The sequence below is a fragment of the Pseudonocardia alni genome (assembly GCF_002813375.1).
GTDB classification, from domain to species: Bacteria; Actinomycetota; Actinomycetes; order Mycobacteriales; family Pseudonocardiaceae; genus Pseudonocardia; species Pseudonocardia alni.
Genome location: NZ_PHUJ01000003.1, coordinates 5,435,790 through 5,453,374 on the forward strand (window position 1 = coordinate 5,435,790; position 17,585 = coordinate 5,453,374).

The following is a 17,585-nucleotide window of genomic DNA, read 5'->3' on the forward strand; positions in this document are numbered from 1 at the left end:
CGAGCACCGGCCCGGTCCGCGTGGGATCATCAGGAGGTCATGACTGCAGGCATCGTCTCCGCACCCCCCGCCCGCCGCGACCTCGCGGGAGCACCGTTCCTCGACGCAGTGCGCGGTGCGACGCCGTCGCGGCTGCCGGTCTGGTTCATGCGCCAGGCGGGTCGCTCGTTGCCGGAGTACCGGGCTCTGCGCCGGGACAACGCGATGCTCGAGGCGTGCCTCACCCCGGACCTGACCTGCGAGATCACCCTGCAGCCGGTCCGCCGCCACGACATGGACGCGGCCATCCTGTTCTCCGACATCGTGGTGCCGCTGTACCTGGCGGGTATCGGGGTGGACATCGTGCCGGGCACCGGCCCCGTCGTGGACTCGCCGGTCCGCACCGCCGCCGACGTCGCGGCGCTGCCCGAGCTCGCGCCCGAGCAGGTGGCGCGCGTCACCGAGGCGATCGGCCTGCTGCTGCCCGAGCTGGGCCGCGTCCCGCTGATCGGGTTCGCGGGCGCCCCGTTCACCCTCGCCTCCTATCTCATCGAGGGCGGCCCGAGCCGCAACCACGAGCGGACCAAGTCCCTCATGCGCTCCGCCCCCGACGTGTGGCACGCCCTGCTCGGCAAGCTCGCCGTGCTGACCGGCACGTTCCTGCAGCAGCAGGTCGCCGCCGGGGTGGACGCGGTCCAGCTGTTCGACTCCTGGGCGGGCGCGCTGTCCGAGCGCGACTACCGCGAGTTCGTGCTGCCGCACTCCGCCGCCGTGCTCGGCGCGCTCGCCGGGGCCGGCGTGCCGCGGATCCACTTCGGGGTCGGCACGGCCGAGCTCCTGGGCGCGATGACCGACGCCGGCGCCGACGTGATCGGCGTCGACTGGCGGACCCCGCTCGACGTCGCGGCCCGACGGGCCGGTGGCGCGGTGCCCGTGCAGGGCAACCTGGACCCGGCGGTGCTGTTCGCCGGTCAGGAGGCCGTCGACGCCGAGGTCGTGCGGATCGCCGCCGAGGGGGCCCGCACCCGCGGGCACGTGTTCAACCTCGGCCACGGTGTCCTGCCCCCCACCGACCCGGACGTGATCACCCGGACCGTCGAGACGGTGCACGCCCAGCCCGTGGCCGGGCCGACGGGCGACCGTCCGTCGCGATGACCCGGGTCGCCGTCGTCGGCGGCGGTGTCTCCGGTCTGGCCTGCGCGCACCGGCTGCGCGCGCTGCTCGGCCCGGCCGCCGAGATCGTCGTCCTCGAGCAGCGTGACCGGCTCGGCGGTGTGCTGCGCACGGTCGACCTCGCGGGGACGCCCTTCGACGTCGGCGCCGAGGCCTTCCTCGTCCGCCGCCCCGAGGTCCCCGCGCTGCTCACCGAGATCGGGCTGGCCGACGCGCTCACCCACCCCGCCGCGGCGACGGCGACGATCCGCGCCGGCGGGCGGACCGTCGGCCTGCCCCGCGGCACCCTGATGGGCGTGCCCGGCCGTGACGCCGACCTCGGGGGAGTGTTGTCCGACGCCGGACGGGCCGCGGTCGCCGCCGAGCCGACCACGCCGCTGGACTGGGAGCCGGGCACCGACGTCGCGCTCGGAGCGCTGCTGCGCCGCCGGTTCGGCCCCGAGGTCGTCGACCGGATCGCCGACCCGCTCCTGGGCGGTGTCTACGCCGGGCGGGTCGACCGGCTCGGCCTGCGCGCCACCGTTCCGGCGCTGGCCGCCGCGCTCGACGCCGGGGCCGGGTCGCTCACCGAGGCGGCCAGTACCGGGATGGCCGCGTCCGGCCAGCGCAGCGGCACCCTCGCCGCCGGGACACCGGCGGCGGGGGGCGGCGCCACCACACCGCCGGTCGCCGGGAGCCGGGCCGCCGTGCCGACTGCCGCCGGGGGCTCCGGGGCCGGCCCCTCCGCGGTGCCGCAGCCGGTGGCCGTCGGACCGGTCTTCGGCGCCGTGCGCGGCGGCTACCGCGAGATGATCGCCGCACTCGTCGCCGCGTCCGGGGCCCGGGTGCGCACCGGCGTCACCGTGCGGGAGCTGCACCGTCGCCCCGACGGCTGGCGGCTCGTCCTCGGACCGGTCCCGCAGCCGGAGGCGCTCGACGTCGACGCCGTCGTCCTCGCCGTCCCCGCACCCGCCGCCCGCCGGCTGCTGGAGCCGGTCGCACCGGCCGCGGCCGCCGCGGCCGGGCGGATCGAACTCGCCTCCTCCGCGGTCGTCGCGCTCGCCTTCCGGGCCGCCGACGTCACCGGCATGCCCGGCACCTCCGGCTGTCTGGTCGCCGCGGACGAGCCCCTGTCGGTCAAGGGCGTCACCCACGCGTCGACGAAGTGGGCCCACCTCGGTGAGGACGGCCTGGTCCGGCTCCGGGCCTCGATCGGCCGTTTCGGCGAGGAGGCGAGCCTGCAGGTCGACGACGCCGAGCTCGTCGCCCGTGTCCGTGCCGACCTGGCCGTGCTCGACGGCGTCGACGCCGTCCCGGTCGCGTCGTTCGTGCAGCGCTGGGGCGGCGGTCTGCCGCAGTACGGCGTGGGGCACGGAGCGGTCGTCGACGCGCTGGAGGCCGCCGTGGCCGCTGTCGGGGGGCTGGAGGTCGCCGGGTCGATGCTGCACGGGGTCGGCGTCCCCGCCTGTGTCGCGACCGCCCGGGCCGCCGCCGAGCGGCTCGCCCCGGCCCTGCTCGCCGCACGGACCGGTCGCTGAGGGCACCCTCACCGGCCGCGTACCATGCCGGACATGGCCCGCGTGGACGTCAAAGCGATCAACGACACCATCCGCTACACCATGTGGTCGGTCTTCCGGGTCGAGCCCGGCCGCCTCGGCGACGACCGCTCGGCCGCCGCCCGCGAGGCGACCGAGTACCTCGACTCGCTCGCCAACAAGGACGTCACCGTCCGCGGCGTCTACGACCTTGCCGGTGTGCGGCACGACGCCGACTACATGATCTGGTGGCACGCCTCGGAGATCGAGTCGCTGCAGGCCGCCTACTCCGACCTGCGCCGCACCACCGCGCTCGGCCGGGCGAGCGTGCCGGTCTGGAGCCAGACCGCGCTGCACCGCCCGGCGGAGTTCAACAAGAGCCACGTCCCGGCGTTCATGGCCGGTGAGGACCCGAAGCGCTACGTCTGCGTCTACCCGTTCGTCCGGTCCTACGAGTGGTACCTGCTGCCCGACGCCGAGCGTCGGACGATGCTCGCCGACCACGGCAAGGAGGCCCGGGACTACGCCGACGTGCGCGCCAACACCGTCCCGGCCTTCGCCCTCGGCGACTACGAGTGGATCCTGGCCTTCGAGGCCGATGAGCTGTACCGCATCGTCGACCTCATGCGGCACCTGCGCGGCACCGAGGCCCGTCGCCACGTCCGCGAGGAGATCCCGTTCTACACCGGCCCGCGGGTCGAGGTCGGCGACCTCGTCGCGTCCCTGCCCTGACCGGCGGTGGGGGCCGCCGGCCGGCGGCCCCTACTCCGCGGCGGGCTCGAGGGTCAGCGACACCGAGTTGATGCAGTAGCGCAGGTCGGTCGGCGTGCCGTAGCCCTCCCCGGCGAACACGTGGCCCAGGTGGCCGTGGCAGGTCGCGCACAGCACCTCGGTGCGCGTCATGCCGAGGCTGGAGTCGGTGCGCTCGATGACGGCCTCACCCGCGAGCGGGGTGAAGAACGACGGCCACCCGCAGTGCGACTCGAACTTGGAGTCGCTGCGGAACAGCTCCGCCCCGCAGGCCCGGCAGCGGTAGACGCCGGTGGTGGTCGTGTCGGTGTACTCACCGGTGAACGGGCGCTCGGTCCCGGCCTTGCGGAGCACCTCGTACTCGTCCGGGCTGAGCTGGGCCCGCCACTCGTCGTCGGTCTTCTGCACCGGCGCCGCCGGGAGCTCGGCGTCGGAGGTGGTGGTGTTGCGGCTGAACAGACCCATGCATCCACGGTAACCCGTTGATCGGTCGTGTGCCGCCGGTCGTCAGACCCAGGTGGCGACGACGAACCCGGCCGCGTTCGCGATGACCCAGGCCGCGACGAGCAACAGCAGCACCGTCACCCCGACGGCGGCGGCGCGCTGCGGCCCCCGGAGCCGGTTCGCCGACTCCGCGAAGTCCCCGACGCCGCGGATGTAGCCCTCCACCGAGCACGACGGCACGCGCTGCATGCGGTCCAGGTGCGCGGCGAACGCCCGCGCCTCCGGGTCCTCCGGGTCGAGGCCCAGCAGGTCGTCGTCGAACCGGGGGGACCGGTCGGAACTCATGGGCACACGATAGATGCCGGGGGTAGGTTCGCCGGGTGGCGAGCCGTGAGGTCGTGATGCTGCAGGTGGACGGGCCCGACGGGCCGCGTGACGTCCGCCTGACCAGCCCGGACAAGGTCGTGTTCGGCGAGCTCGGCATCACCAAGCGCGAGGTGGTCGAGTACTACGTCGCGGTGGGGGAGCCCATGACCGCCGCGCTGCGCGACCGCCCCACCAACCTGAAGCGGTTCAACTCCGGGGTGGCCGGCGAGCCGTTCTTCGTCAAACGCGTCCCGAAGGGCGCGCCGGACTGGGTGCGGACCTGCACGGTGACCTTCCCCAGCGGCCGTACCGCCGAGTCGGTGTCGGTCACCGAGCCCGCGACGATCGCCTGGGCGGCGAACCTCAACACCCTCGACTTCCACCCGTGGCCGGTCCGCTGCGCCGACACCGAGCACCCCGACGAGCTGCGCATCGACCTCGACCCGCAGCCGGGCACCGACTTCGGCGACGCCGTCGTCGTCGCGCAGACGCTGCGCGAGGTCCTCGCCGAGGCCGGGCTGACCGGGTGGGCCAAGACCTCCGGCGGGCGGGGCGTGCACGTCGCCTGCCCGATCCGGCCCGAGTGGGATTTCGTCGAGGTCCGGCACGCGGTGATCGCGATCGCCCGCCGCGTCTGCCGGCGCATCCCGGAGCTGGCCACCGTGGACTGGTGGAAGGAGGAGCGTGGCGAGCGGGTCTTCCTCGACTACAACCAGGCCGCCCGCGACCGCACCATCGCCTCGGCCTGGTCGGTGCGCGGGCTGCCCGCCGCGACCGTCTCCATGCCGGTCACCTGGGACGACCTCGGCGAGGTCGACCCCGCCGAGTTCACCCTGCGCACCGTGCCCGGTCTGCTGGGGCGCCACGGCGACCCGCACGCCGGCGCGGGTGAGGAGCGGGGGAGCTGCGCGACCGCGCTGGAGTGGTACGCCGAGGACGAGGCCGAACGGGGGCTGGGGGACCTGCCGTACCCGCCGGAGTACCCGAAGATGCCCGGCGAGCCGCTGCGGGTGCAGCCGAGCCGGGCGCGCAAGCAGTGAGGCGGGCGGGCGAGGACGGGCCCGTCGACGGTGTCCGGCACTCGAAGTGGTACGAGTACAGGACCAACACGCTGCTCTCCGGTGAGCAGAGCGCCCTCGCCGATCTGGTGCAGGGTGACCTCTTCCGCGCCGAGGTGGTCGTCGGGCAGCCCTACACCCACGGCAACACGATGGGCGGCTCGACCACCGCGCCCACCCTGGCGATCACCACGATCACCAGGACCGGGTCGGCGAACTGACCTGGGTCCACGCCCCGCCCGGCCCCCTCGTCCGACGGGGCCGGGCGGGGCGCCCGGGGTGGCACAATCGTCTGCCATGTACGCGGTCATCGACGACGGCCCCTACGCCGGCGAGCAGGTGCGCATCGACCCCGACGCCACGGGCCGTCCGCCGCGGACGATCGAGCTGTCCGACCCCGGTGGGGACCCGAGGGGCTACGTCCTGATCGGTCCGCACGCCGACGCCGACCGGTGGATCTACCGGCGCGCCCGGGGCGACATCGACGAGTGATCACCGGTGGTGGAGCGCAGCGTCCGTGGGGCGGGCCGGATCCTCCACGACGGGTGATCACTCACCGCGTTCGCGGGCGCGCTTGCGGCGCTTCCCCTCGTGCATGGCCGCGACCCGCGGCACCGGGATCGCCCTGCCCTCGGTGAGCAGGACCTCCGGCAGCGGGGCCGGCCCGGGCCGCAGCTCCGCCCAGGTCGGACGGCCCGCGAGCAGCCCGGCCACCGTGCCCACCGTGAAGTCGGCGGGCGTGACCCGGTCCAGCTCGTCCCAGGTGAGGGGGAACGACACCGGCAGGCCGGGGCGGGCCCGCGGGCTGTAGGGCGCGGCGAGGGTGGCCCCGCCCACGCGCGTCGGGTCGAGGAAGACCCGGCCGCCGCGGTCGTCCCGGATGAACGCGGTCGTCGCGACGTCGGGGGCCAGTGTCGCGGCACGGGCGCACACCGCGCGGGTCGCGGCGAACGCGTCCTCGACCGGGAGCGGCTCCGACAGCGGGACCACCAGGTGCAGGCCGGTCGCGCCGCTGGTCTTCACCGCGGCGGCGAGGCCCAGCTCGGCCAGCGCCGCCCGGACCGGGTGCGCGGCGGCGACGACCCGATCGAAGCCGGCGCCGTCGGGCGGGTCGAGGTCGACGACGAGCTCGCCGGTGGTCGTCGCACCGTGCGGCACGAGGGTCGGGTGGAACTCGACGGCGCGCTGGTTGCCGAACCACAGCAGCGTGCGGCGGTCGTGGCAGAGCGGGTAGTGCACGGTGCGCTGCGACGAGTCCGCCCACACGTCCACGGTCGGGATCCAGCCGGGCGCCCCGCGCGGGAGGTTCTTCTGCATGAACGGCGCCTGGCCGGGACGGGCCCGCACCACCGACAGGGGCCGGTCGGCCAGCGCGGGCAGCAGCAGCGCGGCGACGGCGTCGAGGTGGTCGAGCAGGGCCCGTTTGGTGACGCCGGCGCCGTCGAAGGCCTCGGCGTCGAGACTGGTGAGCTCCACGCCGTCGCGGACCTCGTCGACCTGCCGGCGCGCCACGGCTCAGCTCCCGATGAACCCGCGCTCGGCCAGCCAGGCCCGCGCGACGTCCCGGGGGCTCTGCCCGCCTGCCGAGACCCGGCCGTTGAGCTGCTGCATGGTCTGCTGGTCCAGGGCCGCGGTGATCGGGGCGAACAGGTCGGCGACCTGCGGGGCCCGGTCGAACACGTCGGCCCGGAAGACCGGGACCGCGCTGTAGGTGATGTGGTAGCCGCGGTCGTCGGTGAGGACCTTCAGGCCCAGCGCCGGGATGCGCCCGTCGGTGGCGGCGACCTCGCCGAACAGGCAGACACCGTCGGCGGTGGACTGGAAGATCAGACCCTGTTCGAGGGTCTCGCGGCGGTCGCGGGGGAGCTCGAAGCCGTAGGCGCGCTGGAGCCCGGCGAGGCCGTCGGCGCGGGAGGCGTACTCGGTCTCGACGCAGACGTCGCCGGGCTGCCCGGAGCGGACGTAGGCGGCCATGTCGCTGATCGTGTTCAGGTTCAGCCGCGCCGCGGTCGCCCCGTCGACGACGAAGGAGTACGTGTTGTCGAACCCGGCGCGGTCCAGCCACACCACGCCGTTCTGCGCACGGTCGCGGGTGCGCAGCTCGGCGAGGACCTGGTCGTCGGGGAGGGTGCGGGTCTCGCGCAGGTACGACGCCCACGCCGTGCCGGTGTACTCCCAGTAGGTGGAGATGTCCCCCGACAGCAGCGCCTGCCGGGTCACGTCGGAGCCCCCGACGTTGCACCGGTCGGTCACCGACGCCCCGGCGGACTCCAGTGCCGCGATCGAGATCTGGCAGAGGATCTGCTGCTCGTCGAAGTTCTTCGACCCGACGACGTAGGTCCGGCCGGACAGGTCGACCCGCGGGGCGAGTGACCCGGCGGAGGCCCGCGGCCCGCCTCCGGCGAGCCCGGTGCAGCCGCCCGCCAGCAGCGCGAGGGCGAGCAGGGCCGGGACCAGTGTCCGCAGCCTGCGGCCGGGGAAGGGGCTCACGGGATCGTCCTGGTTCGCGGGGATGAGGATGGTCCGGCCAGCCGACCACGATCCGTCCGTCGGCGCAACGCCCACGCACACACGGTGATCGACCCGGAACACACCGCGTCCCCGCACCCGGTGGAGCGGGGGCGGGGACGCGGTGGGCGTACCGGGGCACCTCAGCCGATGAAGCCCTGCTGGGTCAGCCACTCACGGGCGACGTCGCGCTCGTTCTGGCCGAAGGAGGACACCTTGCCGTTCAGGTCGAGGATGGTGTTGTAGTCCAGGGCCTGGGCGATCGGCGCCAGCACCTGCCGGACGGCGGGGTTGGCGTTGTAGACGTCGGCCTTGATCGTCGGCGCCGCGTTGTAGGTGACGTGGTACTTCTTGTCGTCGTCGAGGACCTTGAGCTTCAGGCCCGGGATGCGGCCGTCGGTGGTGAAGACCTCGCCGAACAGGCATTTGTTGTCGGCGGTCGCCTGGTAGATCACGCCGGTGGCGAGGACCTGCGGGTTCGGTGCGGTGAAGCCGTAGGTCTTCTCCAGGCCGCGCAGGCCGTCGTCACGCGAGTTGTACTCGGTCTCCACGCACACCGAGCCGGCCGGTGCCTTGCCCGACTTGATGTAGTCCGCCATCTGCGACAGCGTCGTGATGCCGAGCTCCTGTGACTTCGCCTCGGTCATGGCGAAGGCATAGGTGTTGTTGAAGTTGGCCTTGTCCAGCCACTGGATCTGGTTCTGCTGCAGGTCCCGCTGGGCGACGAGGTCGTAGAGCTCGTTGTCGTCGGTGATCCGGCGGGTCTCCTTGAAGAAGGACGCCCAGGCGGTACCGGTGTACTCCCAGTAGATGTTGATGTCCCCGGCCAGCAGTGCCTGGCGGGTGACGTCGGTGCCACCGGTGTTGCAGCGGTCGGTGACGTTGCCGCCTGCCGACTCGAGCGCGGCGACGGTGATCTGGCAGAGCACCAGCTGCTCGTCGAAGTTCTTGCCGCCGACGACGTAGTTCTGTCCGCTCAGGTCGCCGGCCTGGGCCAGGGAGCCGCCGGAGGCCGAGGGGCCGCTGCCGCTCAGGCCGCCACAGCCCGCCAGGGCGAGCGCCGCGGCGGCGGCCATCGCCGTCAGGGCGAGACGCCGGGATCGTCCGAACTTCACGTGTCCTCCAGGGAATGCGGTACTGCGGGGATTCGGGGGCGAGCGGGGCCCGCGTCAGCCGGCGTTGCGGCGGACGGCGTACTCGGCGAGACCGGCGAGCCAGTCCACGATCAGGGCCAGCGCGGCGACGATGGTCGCCGCGACGAGGGTTCCGGTGGGGCGGCCGAGCTCGAGCATGCCCTTGATCGGCTCGCCGAGACCGCCGGCGCCGACGTAGGTGGCCAGGGCCGCGGTGCCGACGTTCAGTACGAGCGCGACGCGGACACCGGCGACCATGACCGGCGTCGCCAGCGGCAGCTCGACGCGCAGCAGGGTCTGCCGCGCCGACATCCCGATGCCGCGGGAGGCCTCGATCAGCGCCTTGTCGACCTGCTGGAGCCCGACGACGGTGTTGGTGAGCACCGGCAGCAGCGCGGCCAGCGCGAGCGCGACGACGGCCGTCGGCAGGCCGAGACCGAGCGGGGAGAACGCGAGCAGCACGATCACACCGAACGCGGGCAGCGCCTGCATGAACCCGGTGAAGGCCAGGATCGGACGCTGGATACGACGCGCGGACGGGCGGCTGATCGCGATGCCGGCCGGGATCGCCACGATGATCACGACGAGGGTGGACAGCCCGGTCAGGATCAGGTGCTCGCCGAGCCGCTGCCCGAGCGAGGACGCGTTGATGACCGAGGCCTCGACGCCGTCGAGCCCCTGGGACGCGGCGTAGACCAGCACCAGCACCACGCCGGCGACGGCGATGAGCGGGTTGACGACGAGCGACCGGTCCAGCCGGCGGGTCCGGCGGACGACCGGCTCGGCCGAGGGCGACCCGGACGGCTCGGCCGCGCCGGTCTCCTCGGCGGCGGGGGCGCTCATGAACCGGCCTTGGTCTTGAGGCCCTCGACCAGGTCGCGCCACCAGAGCGCGCCCTGCAGCCGCTGCTGCTCGTCGACCACACCGACCAGCTCGGTCTGGGAGTCGAGCATGACGTCGACGGCGTCGTAGACGGTGCCGGTGCGCGGCACCGTCACCAGTTTCGGCAGGTCGGCGGTGCCCGGCAGGTACGCCCAGCGCACCGGGCGGCCCTCGGCGTCGGCCTCGTAGGTGGGGGAGCCGTTACGGGCGGCGGTCCCGTCGAGGTCGACCGACTGCAGCTCCAGGCGGGACAGCTCCAGCAGCGACAGCCGTCGCACCGCGGCACCGGAACCGACGAACTCGGCGACGAAGTCGTTGGCCGGGTGGGTCAGGATCATGTCGGGCGTGTCGTACTGCTGCAGCGCGCCGCCGGGCCCGAACACCGCGATCCGGTCGCCGAGCTTGACCGCCTCGGTGAGGTCGTGGGTGACGAAGCAGATGGTCTTGGCGATCTGCTGCTGCAGCTCCAGGAACTCGTCCTGGATGCGTTCGCGGGTGATCGGGTCGATGGCGCCGAACGGCTCGTCCATCAGCATCACCGACGGGTCCGCGGCGAGCCCGCGGGCGACGCCGACGCGCTGCTGCTGGCCGCCGGAGAGCTGGCGGGGGTAGCGGTCGCGGTAGGTCTTCGGCTCGAGCCCGACCAGGTGGAGCAGCTCGTCGATCCGGGCGGTGATCCGGTTGCGGTCCCAGCCGAGGATCCGCGGGACGACGGCGATGTTGTCGCCGATCGTGAAGTGCGGGAACAGGCCGACCTGCTGGATGACGTAGCCGATGCGGCGGCGCAGCTCGTCGGCGTTGACGTCGGTGACGTCGTCGCCGTCGAGCAGGATGCGGCCGGTGCTGGGCTCGATGAGCCGGTTCATCATCTTCAGCGTGGTCGTCTTGCCGCAGCCGGACGGCCCGATGAACATCGAGATGGTGCCCTCGGGTACGTGCAGGTCGAGTTCCTGCACGGCCGGGGTGGTGGACTTCGGATAGGTCTTGCTGATGCCTTCGAGGGCGATCATCGGCTTGCCGGAATCAGACACGGATCCCCCTCGGGGTGGTGAAACGCTGCACGATCCAGAAGACGAGCTCGTAGACCGCAGCCACGACGAGGCAGCCGAGTGTGGCCGCCAGAACCTGGTTGAACGAGTTGACCGATCCCAGCCGTTGCAGGCCGAGGAAGAGCGAGGAGCCGAAGCCCGGGCCGTTGATGGCGCCGGCGACGACCGCGATACCGATGATGATCAGAACGGCGACCCGGATGCCGGACAGGATCACCGGCCAGGCCAGCGGCAGCTGGATGGTGAACATCCGCCGGACCGAACCCATCCCCATCCCGCGGGCGGACTCGAGGACGGCGTCGTCCACCGAGGAGAGCCCGGCCACGACGTTACGCAGCACCGGGTAGATCGCGTAGATCGTCAGCGCCGTCAGCGACGGCGTGACGCCGAGCCCCAGGATCGGCTGCAGCAGACCGAACAGCGCCAGCGACGGGATCGTCAGCGCGGCGGAGAACATGATCAGCAACGCCTCACGGGAGCCCGCCCGGACCGGCCGGCTCCACGACTCGGGAGTCAGCCGATTGGTGTGCAGCAGGGTGCCCGCCACCAACGAGATCACGACCGCGATTCCGACCGAGATCGCGACCAGCAGGAAATGCTGCTGGCCGTAGAACACCAACTGGTTCAGCTGGCTGCCGACATAGGTGAAGAAATCCACCGTGCTCCTTCCGCCCGGGGTCCGTGCCCGCCGCTCGGGGCAGGGGCACGGTCCTTCCGCACCACTCGTCGTCGGGTCCGTTCGGCGTTACACCCACCCGAACGACGTGACCGGGAGTTCGCGTACGCCCACCGGTGCGGTGGGCACGACCTGCGGTCTCCCGCTCGCCGGACGGAGCCTAGCCGCAGAACGGCGGCACCGGTAAGCCGAACGGACCGTTCCGCGACGATGGCGTAGCCATTCCGGAAACGTTTCGTACGCCCGTTGTCGCAGGTGAGGATGGCCGACAACGCTGTTCCCGCAACCGCCCCGGAAAACGGCGGATACGCAATCGTGACCTTCTGCGCCGGTTTCGTCGCATCCCGACCATGGTCTGGACCTACCCAGGGTGAGCCGCCCGGAGCACGGGGTTACGGAGGGCAGACCACGGGCTGGGAGGGCGCCCGGCCGGTCAGCAACGCCCGGTCGACGACGTCGGTGACGCACGGGGTGCGCGGGTAGGCCCCGGTCCCGCTGCCCTGCCAGCGCACCAGCCGCCCCGTCGCGAGCTGCTGGGCGGTCCGCTCGGCACCGCTCTGCGGCGACTGCGGGTCCTGCGCGGTCCCGATCACGACGACCGGGGGCGGGGGAGCGCCCCGCGGCGCCGCCGGGGTGACCGGTCCACCCGACGGCCACGGCCCGCAGGCCACGAGCTCCTGCGCCGCCGCGACCCCGAACAGCGGGAAGCGCTGCGCCCACTGCCCGGCCAGGTCCGCGGCCTCACCGGGGGTGACCCGCACCCGGCTGTCGTTGCAGCGGGTGGCCAGGGTGGCGTCGAAACGGCCCTGCGGACCCCCGAGCGGGGCGAGGATGCGGACCAGCCCCGCCGGGTCGCCGTCGCCGGCCGCGACCAGCGCGGACTGCAGCTCAGGCCAGCGCGCGGGCTGGGACATGACCGACCGGACCGCGCGCAGCGTCGCGCCCGCGGTGACCGCGTCGCCGTCGCCGACGGGCAGCGCGGTGCGGGACAGGCGGAACACGAGCTCGTCGACGTAGCCGCGCGGGTCGGGACCCAGCGGGCAGGTCGGCGACGCGGTGCAGGCCCCGGCGAAGGCGTCGAAGGCCTTCTCCGCCGCCGCGGTCGTGGTCTCGGTCCGGGCCGGCTCGTCGAGGGTGGGGTCACCGGGCCCGTCGAGCACGACCCGCCCGACGGAGCCCGGGTGGGCGCCGATCCAGGCGGCCGCCGCGTCGGCACCGTCGCCGACGGCGAGCAGGTCCAGCCGGGCCGCGCCCAGCACGGACCGCAGCGACTCCAGGTCGTCGGCACCGCTCGCGGCGCGGTAGCTGGTCAACGTGCCCGACAGCAGCAGGTTGCAGTCCTGCACGACCTCACGGGCCCGCTCCAGCAGTGCCGTCATGGCGGCCTCGTCGCGGCGGTCCGGTCCGGCGTCGAGCAGGGCGGCGCGGGCGTCGACCGGGGCGCAGTCGAGAAGGTCCTCGCCGGTGCCGCGGCGGTCCACGCCGATCACCTGGTAGCGGTCGAGGACGGCGGCGGGGAGCCGGGCGGCGAGGCTCACCGCCGCCCGTGCGGACCCGTCGGTGCCGGTGTCACCCAGCACGACCAGCGCCGGGCGCCCGTCCGCCGCGCCGGGTGTCGTGACCCGGGTCAGGCCGAGCCGGGCCGGGCCCAGCTCGGGACGGTCCCGGTCGGCGGGCACGGTGAGCCGGGCGCAGCCGACGGACAGCACGCGCCCGGCGGGCAGCGGGGTGCCCGCCGTGGTCAGGGCCGCGGCCGTGCCGGCGGTGCAGTCGGTGAACCCGGTGGTGCGGACCGGGTCGGAGTCGGGCAGCAGGTCCGGGTCGGCGGGCGGGCCCGCGGCCGACGTCGGGGGAGCGGCAGGCAGCTGTTCGCCCCGCACGGCCACCGGCGGCCGCTGCGACGGCCCGACGGCGCACCCGGCGAGCAGCAGTACGGCGAGCAGCAGGACCCCGAGCACACTCCACCGCCGCACGAGCACCGATCATGCCGGTACCGGGGTGTGGCCGCGGTGAGCGCCGCACCCCTACCGGGCGGTCCAGCCGCCGTCCTGGGACAGCGACGTGCCGGTGATCGACGCCGACGCCGGCCCCCACAGCAGCGCGGCCAGCTCCGCGGTCTCGGCGGGCTCGATCAGCCGCTTCACCGCCACCGGGGTGAGCATGATCCTCGTGACGACCTCGTCCTCGGAGATCCCGTGCGTGCGGGCCTGGTCGGCGATCTGCGCCTCGACCAGCGGCGTGCGCACGTAGGCGGGGTTGATGCAGTTGCTGGTCACGCCGTGCTCGGCGCCCTCCAGCGCGGTGACCTTCGACAGGCCCTCCAGGCCGTGCTTGGCCGAGACGTAGGCGGACTTGTACGGCGAGGCCCGCAGGCCGTGCGCGGAGGAGATGTTCACGACCCGTCCCCAGCCACGGGCGTACATGTGCGGCAGCGACCGGCGGATCAGCCGGAACGGCGACTCCAGCATCAGGCGCAGGATGTTCGAGAACATCTCCGGGTCGAACTCCTCCAGCCGCGAGACGTGCTGGCGGCCGGCGTTGTTGACCAGGATGTCGACGTCGGTGGGCAGCTGTTCCACGGCGTCGAGGTCGGACAGGTCGCAGCCCAGCGGCGTGACCAGGTCGCTCTGGGCGGCCAGTAGGGCCACCCGGTCCTCGGCGAGGTCCACCGCGTACACCTTCGCCCCGTCGGCGACGAGCCTGCGGGCCACGGCGGCCCCGATCCCGCTGCCCGCCCCGGTGACGAGGGCCGTCCTGCCGTCCAGCACTGCGCTCATGCCGACGACCGTACGGTCGCCGACCGGCCCGGCCCCTGTGAGCCGGGTCACGGACCCGGCCGGTGGGTCAGGAGACCCGCGGGCGGTCGTCGCGGCGGGCCGCGTCCAGCTCCAGACGGACCGCGACGGGGAGGTCCGCCATCCCCAGCGCGTCGCGGATCCCGGGCAGGATCTCGGCGTCGAGGCGGCGGCAGATCTCGGCGACCTCCCCGTCGGCGACGTCCTCGCCGACCCACACGGTGGCGCGCACCGCGGGCGCGGAGGTGCTGCCGACCATCCGGGCGCGGGCCCGGGTCACCCCGGGCAGCGTGGCGGCCCCGTCGGCGACGGCGTCGGCCGCGGCGGAGGCGCCGATCCGGATCTCGGTGTCCGGGCCGCCGTCCAGGACCAGGTCCGGCCGGCTCTCCGGGCGCAGCGACCGCGCGGTCCACCAGAGCCCGAGCAGCACCAGCACGAGACCGGCCAGGATCGCGACCAGGCGGGCGGCGGTGCCGTTGGCCAGCAGGAACTGCTCGACCAGCGGGTCCAGCAGCGGGCGCTGCGGGCGGCCCTGCCCGAAGACCCCGGTCACCAGCAGCACGGTGAGCACACCGACGGCGAGCAGCACCACGCCGAGCAGGACGAGCCCGCCGCGGGCGCCGCCCGCGGAGCGGTACTGGGCGCGTCGCGCGGTCCGGGCGGCGCGGCGCGGGTTCGGGCCGGAGGTCCCCGGCGTGCTCCCCGTCGAGGTCACGGCGTCGGCCATCACTGCACTCCCTTCGAGCCCGGCTGCTCCGGGGTGGCGCGCACGGTCAGGCGCGGGCGCCGCGCGAGGGGCAGCGCGTCGAGGACGCCGGAGGCGGCACCGCGGGCCGCCTCGCGCAGCGCGTCGGTGTCGCCGCGGCCGCGGGCGTTCACCACGACCGACCGGGCCGACGCGGTCACCGACGCCGCGGTCACCGGGTCCGCGGCCCGGACCCGGGTGCCGACCAGCCGGGCCAGCACCCGCGGCGCGGTGGCGACGGTGAGCCCGGGCGACGGCGCGTCGAGGGCGACGTCGTGGCGGCGGGCGAGCAACCCGACGAGCAGCAGCACGGCCCCGACGACGATCAGCCCCACGGCGATCCAGAGCACCGGCTCGGCGGTCCACAGGGTGTTCTGGACGGTGGTGCGCCAGTCCCGCCAGGGGACGAGCAGCCCGGCGCCGGAGACCCGGCCGACCCAGGCGGCCACCACCTCGACGACGACGAGCGCGCCGATCGCGGCCACCACCAGGCTCAGCAGCGGCGCGAGAACGCGGAGCAGGACACGCACGGGGCCCGGCCTCCTTCTTCCGACTCGTTCAGGATCCGACGGTTCTACTGCACGCGCGGGGCGTCCGGGCGCGGCCGGGCGTCCTCCGGCCGGAGGGCCTCGACCTCGACGGTCAGGCCGCGCAGCCGGTGCCCGGTGGTGCGACGCAGGTCGGCGTCGATCCGCTCCCGGACGTCGGCGACGGCGGCCCGCACCGACCCGGGGTGGGCCAGGGTGAGCCGCAGCCGGACGTCGACCTCACCGGCGTCGCCGGTCGCCGCGCCGACGGCGGCCCCGACCGTGCCCCGTGCCGGACCGGGCCGCCGGGTCACCCGGGCGGTCGGCCCGGACTCGCCGACGTCGAGCCCGGCGACCCGCCGGGCGCGGTGCCGGGTAGCCGGGGCGGTGTCCGCGGCGTACTCGACGATCGTGCGCAGCACCGCCGGGTCGATCTCCAGGACACCGCGCTCGGCGGGGTCGGGGAGGGTGCTCACCGGTCGCGGCCCCGGCCGAGGCCGGACAGGTCCAGCTCGCCGTCGAGGAGCCGGCCGACGACCAGGCCGATGATGCCGAGCACCAGGGTGATGACGAAGGCGAGGAAGCCGCCGGTGGCACCGGCGACTCCGAGCAGGAGGCCGGCGAGCAGGCCGGTCTGGGTGGCGTTCATGGAATGTCCTCTCCGGGACGGGTGGAGCGGTGGGCGTGCCGGCCGGGCCGGTCGACCCGGGGGTGCGTGCGACGTCGGATGGTGCGGATCAGGGCCACCAGGACCCGGGTCGGCAGCGGCAGGTCGGGCACGATCTCGATCGGTGCGTCGTAGCGGCGGTCGTCCGGGTCGGGCGTCCGGCCGGCGTGCGGGTCGGCCGCGAGCGCGCGGAAGCGGGCCAGCCCGGCGCGGAAGACCTCCGGGTCACCGCCGCGGTCGGGGTGGTGGGTTCGGACGAACGAGCGGTAGGCCGACCGCTGCGCGGGGGTCAGGCCCCCGTGCCCGCCGGGATCCGGCTCGTCCATCCCGTACCCACCTCCACCTCAGGGGACCTCCACGTCCGCGACCGTCACGTCGACGGGGACCCCGTCGACCAACGGCGCGAGGGACGCCCGCAGCGCCGCGACGGTAGCCGGGATCGGCCGGTCCAGGCGCAGCACCACCCCGATCTCGACCGGTTCGTCGGTACTGCCGACGAGCACGCCGACCAACCGCCGCCCGGACAGCCAGGTCGCGACGGTCCCGAAGGTGCCGCCGTCGAGCCGCACCACCGACGGGTGCGCGACGACGGCCTCGGCGACCAGCTCGGCCAGCGTGGCCGGTGCCGGTTCCCGGCGCCGCTGCGCGGCGACCTCCGCCGCACCGGGCGGACCGGTGACCACGGCGGCGGGGGACCGGGCGTCGGGCGGGGTCGGCTCGGACACCGTCACTCCACGACGCGGCCGGTCGGGGCCGGAGCCACCGGGGCCTCGTCGCGGTTGTCGTCCTCGCCGGCCAGGTGGATGTCGTTCACCGAGATGTTGACCTCGATGACCTCCAGTCCGGTCATCCGCTCGACGGCGCCGACGACGTTGCGGCGGACCGCGGAGGCCAGGTCGGCGATGGCGACGCCGTACTCGACGACGACGTCCAGGTCGACCGCGGCCTGCTTCTCGCCGACCTCGACGGCCACGCCGGCGACGGTGGAGGCGCCGCTGGTGCCGCCGCCGGGGATGCGCTCGCGCAGCGCACCGAAGGCGCGGGATGCGCCGGAGCCCATGGAGTACACGCCGGAGACCTCGCGCGCGGCGATGCCGGCGATCTTCTGGACGACGGACGCGGCGATGGTGGTGCGGCCCTGGCCGGTGCCGTCGGCGAGGCGTCCCGCGGGGGGCGCGGCCGGGGTCGTGGCGGGGGTGGTGGTCGGGGTGCCGGAGGTCATCGGTGCTCCTCTCACGGGCCGGCCCCGGGTGGGGGCCCGCCGCGGTGCGTGTGGTGTCCCCCGTGGGATGCCCGTCCGTGGCCCTCCCTCACGGTGG

At 74.4% G+C, this 17,585-nt stretch carries 23 protein-coding genes; 6 read left to right on the forward strand and 17 right to left on the reverse strand.

Features of this window, described 5'->3' with window-relative positions:
• Positions 1–39 precede the first annotated feature (39 nt).
• Genes hemE through hemQ form a run of 3 tightly spaced genes read left to right on the forward strand, consistent with a single transcriptional unit; the run spans position 40 to position 3,398 of the window.
• Complete coding sequence (gene hemE, locus ATL51_RS26660) at positions 40–1,134, forward strand: uroporphyrinogen decarboxylase (protein ID WP_100880308.1); 1,095 nt, start codon at positions 40–42, stop codon at positions 1,132–1,134.
• Complete coding sequence (gene hemG, locus ATL51_RS26665) at positions 1,131–2,669, forward strand: protoporphyrinogen oxidase (RefSeq protein ID WP_100880309.1); 1,539 nt, start codon at positions 1,131–1,133, stop codon at positions 2,667–2,669. Before hemE ends, hemG begins: the two co-directional genes overlap by 4 nt.
• A 33-nt stretch (positions 2,670–2,702) precedes the next feature.
• Positions 2,703–3,398, forward strand: a complete 696-nt coding sequence (gene hemQ, locus ATL51_RS26670) for a hydrogen peroxide-dependent heme synthase (protein ID WP_062404609.1) — start codon at positions 2,703–2,705, stop codon at positions 3,396–3,398.
• A 30-nt stretch (positions 3,399–3,428) separates the two neighbouring features.
• On the opposite strand, the gene msrB is transcribed toward hemQ, so the two are convergent.
• Together msrB and ATL51_RS26680 are read right to left on the reverse strand one after the other, a co-directional pair.
• Positions 3,429–3,881, reverse strand: a complete 453-nt coding sequence (msrB, locus tag ATL51_RS26675) for a peptide-methionine (R)-S-oxide reductase MsrB (protein WP_100880310.1) — start codon at positions 3,879–3,881, stop codon at positions 3,429–3,431.
• Between the two features lie 42 nt (positions 3,882–3,923).
• Complete coding sequence (locus ATL51_RS26680; RefSeq protein ID WP_073577094.1) at positions 3,924–4,205, reverse strand: hypothetical protein; 282 nt, start codon at positions 4,203–4,205, stop codon at positions 3,924–3,926.
• A 56-nt stretch (positions 4,206–4,261) separates the two neighbouring features.
• Here ATL51_RS26680 and ligD point away from each other — a divergent pair, with 56 nt between their 5' ends.
• The 3 genes from ligD (at position 4,262) to ATL51_RS26695 (ending at position 5,776) form a co-directional block, all read left to right on the forward strand.
• Positions 4,262–5,266, forward strand: coding sequence for a non-homologous end-joining DNA ligase (gene ligD, locus ATL51_RS26685; RefSeq protein WP_100880961.1), 1,005 nt, complete (start codon positions 4,262–4,264; stop codon positions 5,264–5,266).
• Positions 5,263–5,505, forward strand: a complete 243-nt coding sequence (locus ATL51_RS26690; protein WP_100880311.1) for a hypothetical protein — start codon at positions 5,263–5,265, stop codon at positions 5,503–5,505. The genes ligD and ATL51_RS26690 overlap by 4 nt, the downstream gene beginning before the upstream one ends.
• A gap of 76 nt (positions 5,506–5,581) precedes the next feature.
• Positions 5,582–5,776: a hypothetical protein gene (locus tag ATL51_RS26695; protein WP_062402385.1), complete on the forward strand. Its 195-nt coding sequence runs from the start codon at positions 5,582–5,584 to the stop codon at positions 5,774–5,776.
• A 57-nt stretch (positions 5,777–5,833) separates the two neighbouring features.
• Here the strand turns inward: ATL51_RS26695 and ATL51_RS26700 are convergent, their stop codons facing one another.
• The 15 genes from ATL51_RS26700 to ATL51_RS26765 form a co-directional block, all read right to left on the reverse strand.
• Complete coding sequence (locus ATL51_RS26700) at positions 5,834–6,796, reverse strand: DNA polymerase domain-containing protein (RefSeq protein WP_100880312.1); 963 nt, start codon at positions 6,794–6,796, stop codon at positions 5,834–5,836.
• 3 nt (positions 6,797–6,799) lie between these two features.
• Positions 6,800–7,774, reverse strand: a complete 975-nt coding sequence (locus ATL51_RS26705; RefSeq protein WP_301549207.1) for a glycine betaine ABC transporter substrate-binding protein — start codon at positions 7,772–7,774, stop codon at positions 6,800–6,802.
• A gap of 161 nt (positions 7,775–7,935) precedes the next feature.
• Positions 7,936–8,907, reverse strand: coding sequence for a glycine betaine ABC transporter substrate-binding protein (locus ATL51_RS26710; protein ID WP_253067901.1), 972 nt, complete (start codon positions 8,905–8,907; stop codon positions 7,936–7,938).
• A 54-nt stretch (positions 8,908–8,961) separates the two neighbouring features.
• Positions 8,962–9,768, reverse strand: coding sequence for an ABC transporter permease (locus ATL51_RS26715; RefSeq protein ID WP_073577090.1), 807 nt, complete (start codon positions 9,766–9,768; stop codon positions 8,962–8,964).
• The gene (locus ATL51_RS26720) at positions 9,765–10,838 is read right to left on the reverse strand and encodes an ABC transporter ATP-binding protein (RefSeq protein WP_392567389.1); all 1,074 of its coding nucleotides are present in this window, start codon (positions 10,836–10,838) and stop codon (positions 9,765–9,767) included. Before ATL51_RS26720 ends, ATL51_RS26715 begins: the two co-directional genes overlap by 4 nt.
• The gene (locus ATL51_RS26725; protein ID WP_073577088.1) at positions 10,831–11,514 is read right to left on the reverse strand and encodes an ABC transporter permease; all 684 of its coding nucleotides are present in this window, start codon (positions 11,512–11,514) and stop codon (positions 10,831–10,833) included. Before ATL51_RS26725 ends, ATL51_RS26720 begins: the two co-directional genes overlap by 8 nt.
• 410 nt (positions 11,515–11,924) lie before the next feature.
• Positions 11,925–13,505 carry an alpha/beta hydrolase gene (locus ATL51_RS26730; protein ID WP_073577165.1) on the reverse strand — a complete coding sequence of 527 codons (1,581 nt, stop codon included), beginning with the start codon at positions 13,503–13,505 and terminating at the stop codon, positions 11,925–11,927.
• Between the two features lie 51 nt (positions 13,506–13,556).
• Positions 13,557–14,309 (reverse strand): 3-hydroxybutyrate dehydrogenase, encoded by a 753-nt coding sequence (locus tag ATL51_RS26735; RefSeq protein WP_100880963.1) that lies wholly within the window; start codon positions 14,307–14,309, stop codon positions 13,557–13,559.
• 67 nt (positions 14,310–14,376) lie between these two features.
• Positions 14,377–15,054 carry an alkaline shock response membrane anchor protein AmaP gene (locus tag ATL51_RS28500; protein ID WP_157818542.1) on the reverse strand — a complete coding sequence of 226 codons (678 nt, stop codon included), beginning with the start codon at positions 15,052–15,054 and terminating at the stop codon, positions 14,377–14,379.
• Complete coding sequence (locus tag ATL51_RS26745; protein WP_100880314.1) at positions 15,054–15,602, reverse strand: DUF6286 domain-containing protein; 549 nt, start codon at positions 15,600–15,602, stop codon at positions 15,054–15,056. Before ATL51_RS26745 ends, ATL51_RS28500 begins: the two co-directional genes overlap by 1 nt.
• A 44-nt stretch (positions 15,603–15,646) precedes the next feature.
• Positions 15,647–16,075, reverse strand: a complete 429-nt coding sequence (locus tag ATL51_RS26750; RefSeq protein ID WP_073577086.1) for an Asp23/Gls24 family envelope stress response protein — start codon at positions 16,073–16,075, stop codon at positions 15,647–15,649.
• On the reverse strand, positions 16,072–16,248 hold the full coding sequence (locus ATL51_RS28765; RefSeq protein WP_167410056.1) for a hypothetical protein: 177 nt from the start codon (positions 16,246–16,248) through the stop codon (positions 16,072–16,074). The genes ATL51_RS26750 and ATL51_RS28765 overlap by 4 nt, the downstream gene beginning before the upstream one ends.
• On the reverse strand, positions 16,245–16,592 hold the full coding sequence (locus tag ATL51_RS26755; protein ID WP_073577085.1) for a hypothetical protein: 348 nt from the start codon (positions 16,590–16,592) through the stop codon (positions 16,245–16,247). The genes ATL51_RS28765 and ATL51_RS26755 overlap by 4 nt, the downstream gene beginning before the upstream one ends.
• An 18-nt stretch (positions 16,593–16,610) precedes the next feature.
• Positions 16,611–16,991 carry a hypothetical protein gene (locus ATL51_RS26760; RefSeq protein WP_301549208.1) on the reverse strand — a complete coding sequence of 127 codons (381 nt, stop codon included), beginning with the start codon at positions 16,989–16,991 and terminating at the stop codon, positions 16,611–16,613.
• Between the two features lie 2 nt (positions 16,992–16,993).
• On the reverse strand, positions 16,994–17,488 hold the full coding sequence (locus ATL51_RS26765; protein WP_073577084.1) for an Asp23/Gls24 family envelope stress response protein: 495 nt from the start codon (positions 17,486–17,488) through the stop codon (positions 16,994–16,996).
• Positions 17,489–17,585: the final 97 nt, after the last annotated feature.

What these genes read in the sequence shown, in the direction of transcription:
- ATL51_RS26715 (WP_073577090.1), bottom strand. Translation starts at nt 9,768, where the DNA reads ATGAGCGCCCCCGCCGCCGAGGAGACCGGCGCGGCCGAGCCGTCCGGG.
- ATL51_RS26695 (WP_062402385.1), top strand. Translation starts at nt 5,582, where the DNA reads ATGTACGCGGTCATCGACGACGGCCCCTACGCCGGCGAGCAGGTGCGC.
- ligD (WP_100880961.1), top strand. Translation starts at nt 4,262, where the DNA reads ATGCTGCAGGTGGACGGGCCCGACGGGCCGCGTGACGTCCGCCTGACC.
- ATL51_RS26680 (WP_073577094.1), bottom strand. Translation starts at nt 4,205, where the DNA reads ATGAGTTCCGACCGGTCCCCCCGGTTCGACGACGACCTGCTGGGCCTC.
- hemQ (WP_062404609.1), top strand. Translation starts at nt 2,703, where the DNA reads ATGGCCCGCGTGGACGTCAAAGCGATCAACGACACCATCCGCTACACC.
- hemG (WP_100880309.1), top strand. Translation starts at nt 1,131, where the DNA reads ATGACCCGGGTCGCCGTCGTCGGCGGCGGTGTCTCCGGTCTGGCCTGC.
- ATL51_RS26735 (WP_100880963.1), bottom strand. Translation starts at nt 14,309, where the DNA reads ATGAGCGCAGTGCTGGACGGCAGGACGGCCCTCGTCACCGGGGCGGGC.
- msrB (WP_100880310.1), bottom strand. Translation starts at nt 3,881, where the DNA reads ATGGGTCTGTTCAGCCGCAACACCACCACCTCCGACGCCGAGCTCCCG.
- ATL51_RS26765 (WP_073577084.1), bottom strand. Translation starts at nt 17,488, where the DNA reads ATGACCTCCGGCACCCCGACCACCACCCCCGCCACGACCCCGGCCGCG.
- ATL51_RS26755 (WP_073577085.1), bottom strand. Translation starts at nt 16,592, where the DNA reads ATGGACGAGCCGGATCCCGGCGGGCACGGGGGCCTGACCCCCGCGCAG.
- ATL51_RS28500 (WP_157818542.1), bottom strand. Translation starts at nt 15,054, where the DNA reads ATGGCCGACGCCGTGACCTCGACGGGGAGCACGCCGGGGACCTCCGGC.
- ATL51_RS28765 (WP_167410056.1), bottom strand. Translation starts at nt 16,248, where the DNA reads ATGAACGCCACCCAGACCGGCCTGCTCGCCGGCCTCCTGCTCGGAGTC.
- hemE (WP_100880308.1), top strand. Translation starts at nt 40, where the DNA reads ATGACTGCAGGCATCGTCTCCGCACCCCCCGCCCGCCGCGACCTCGCG.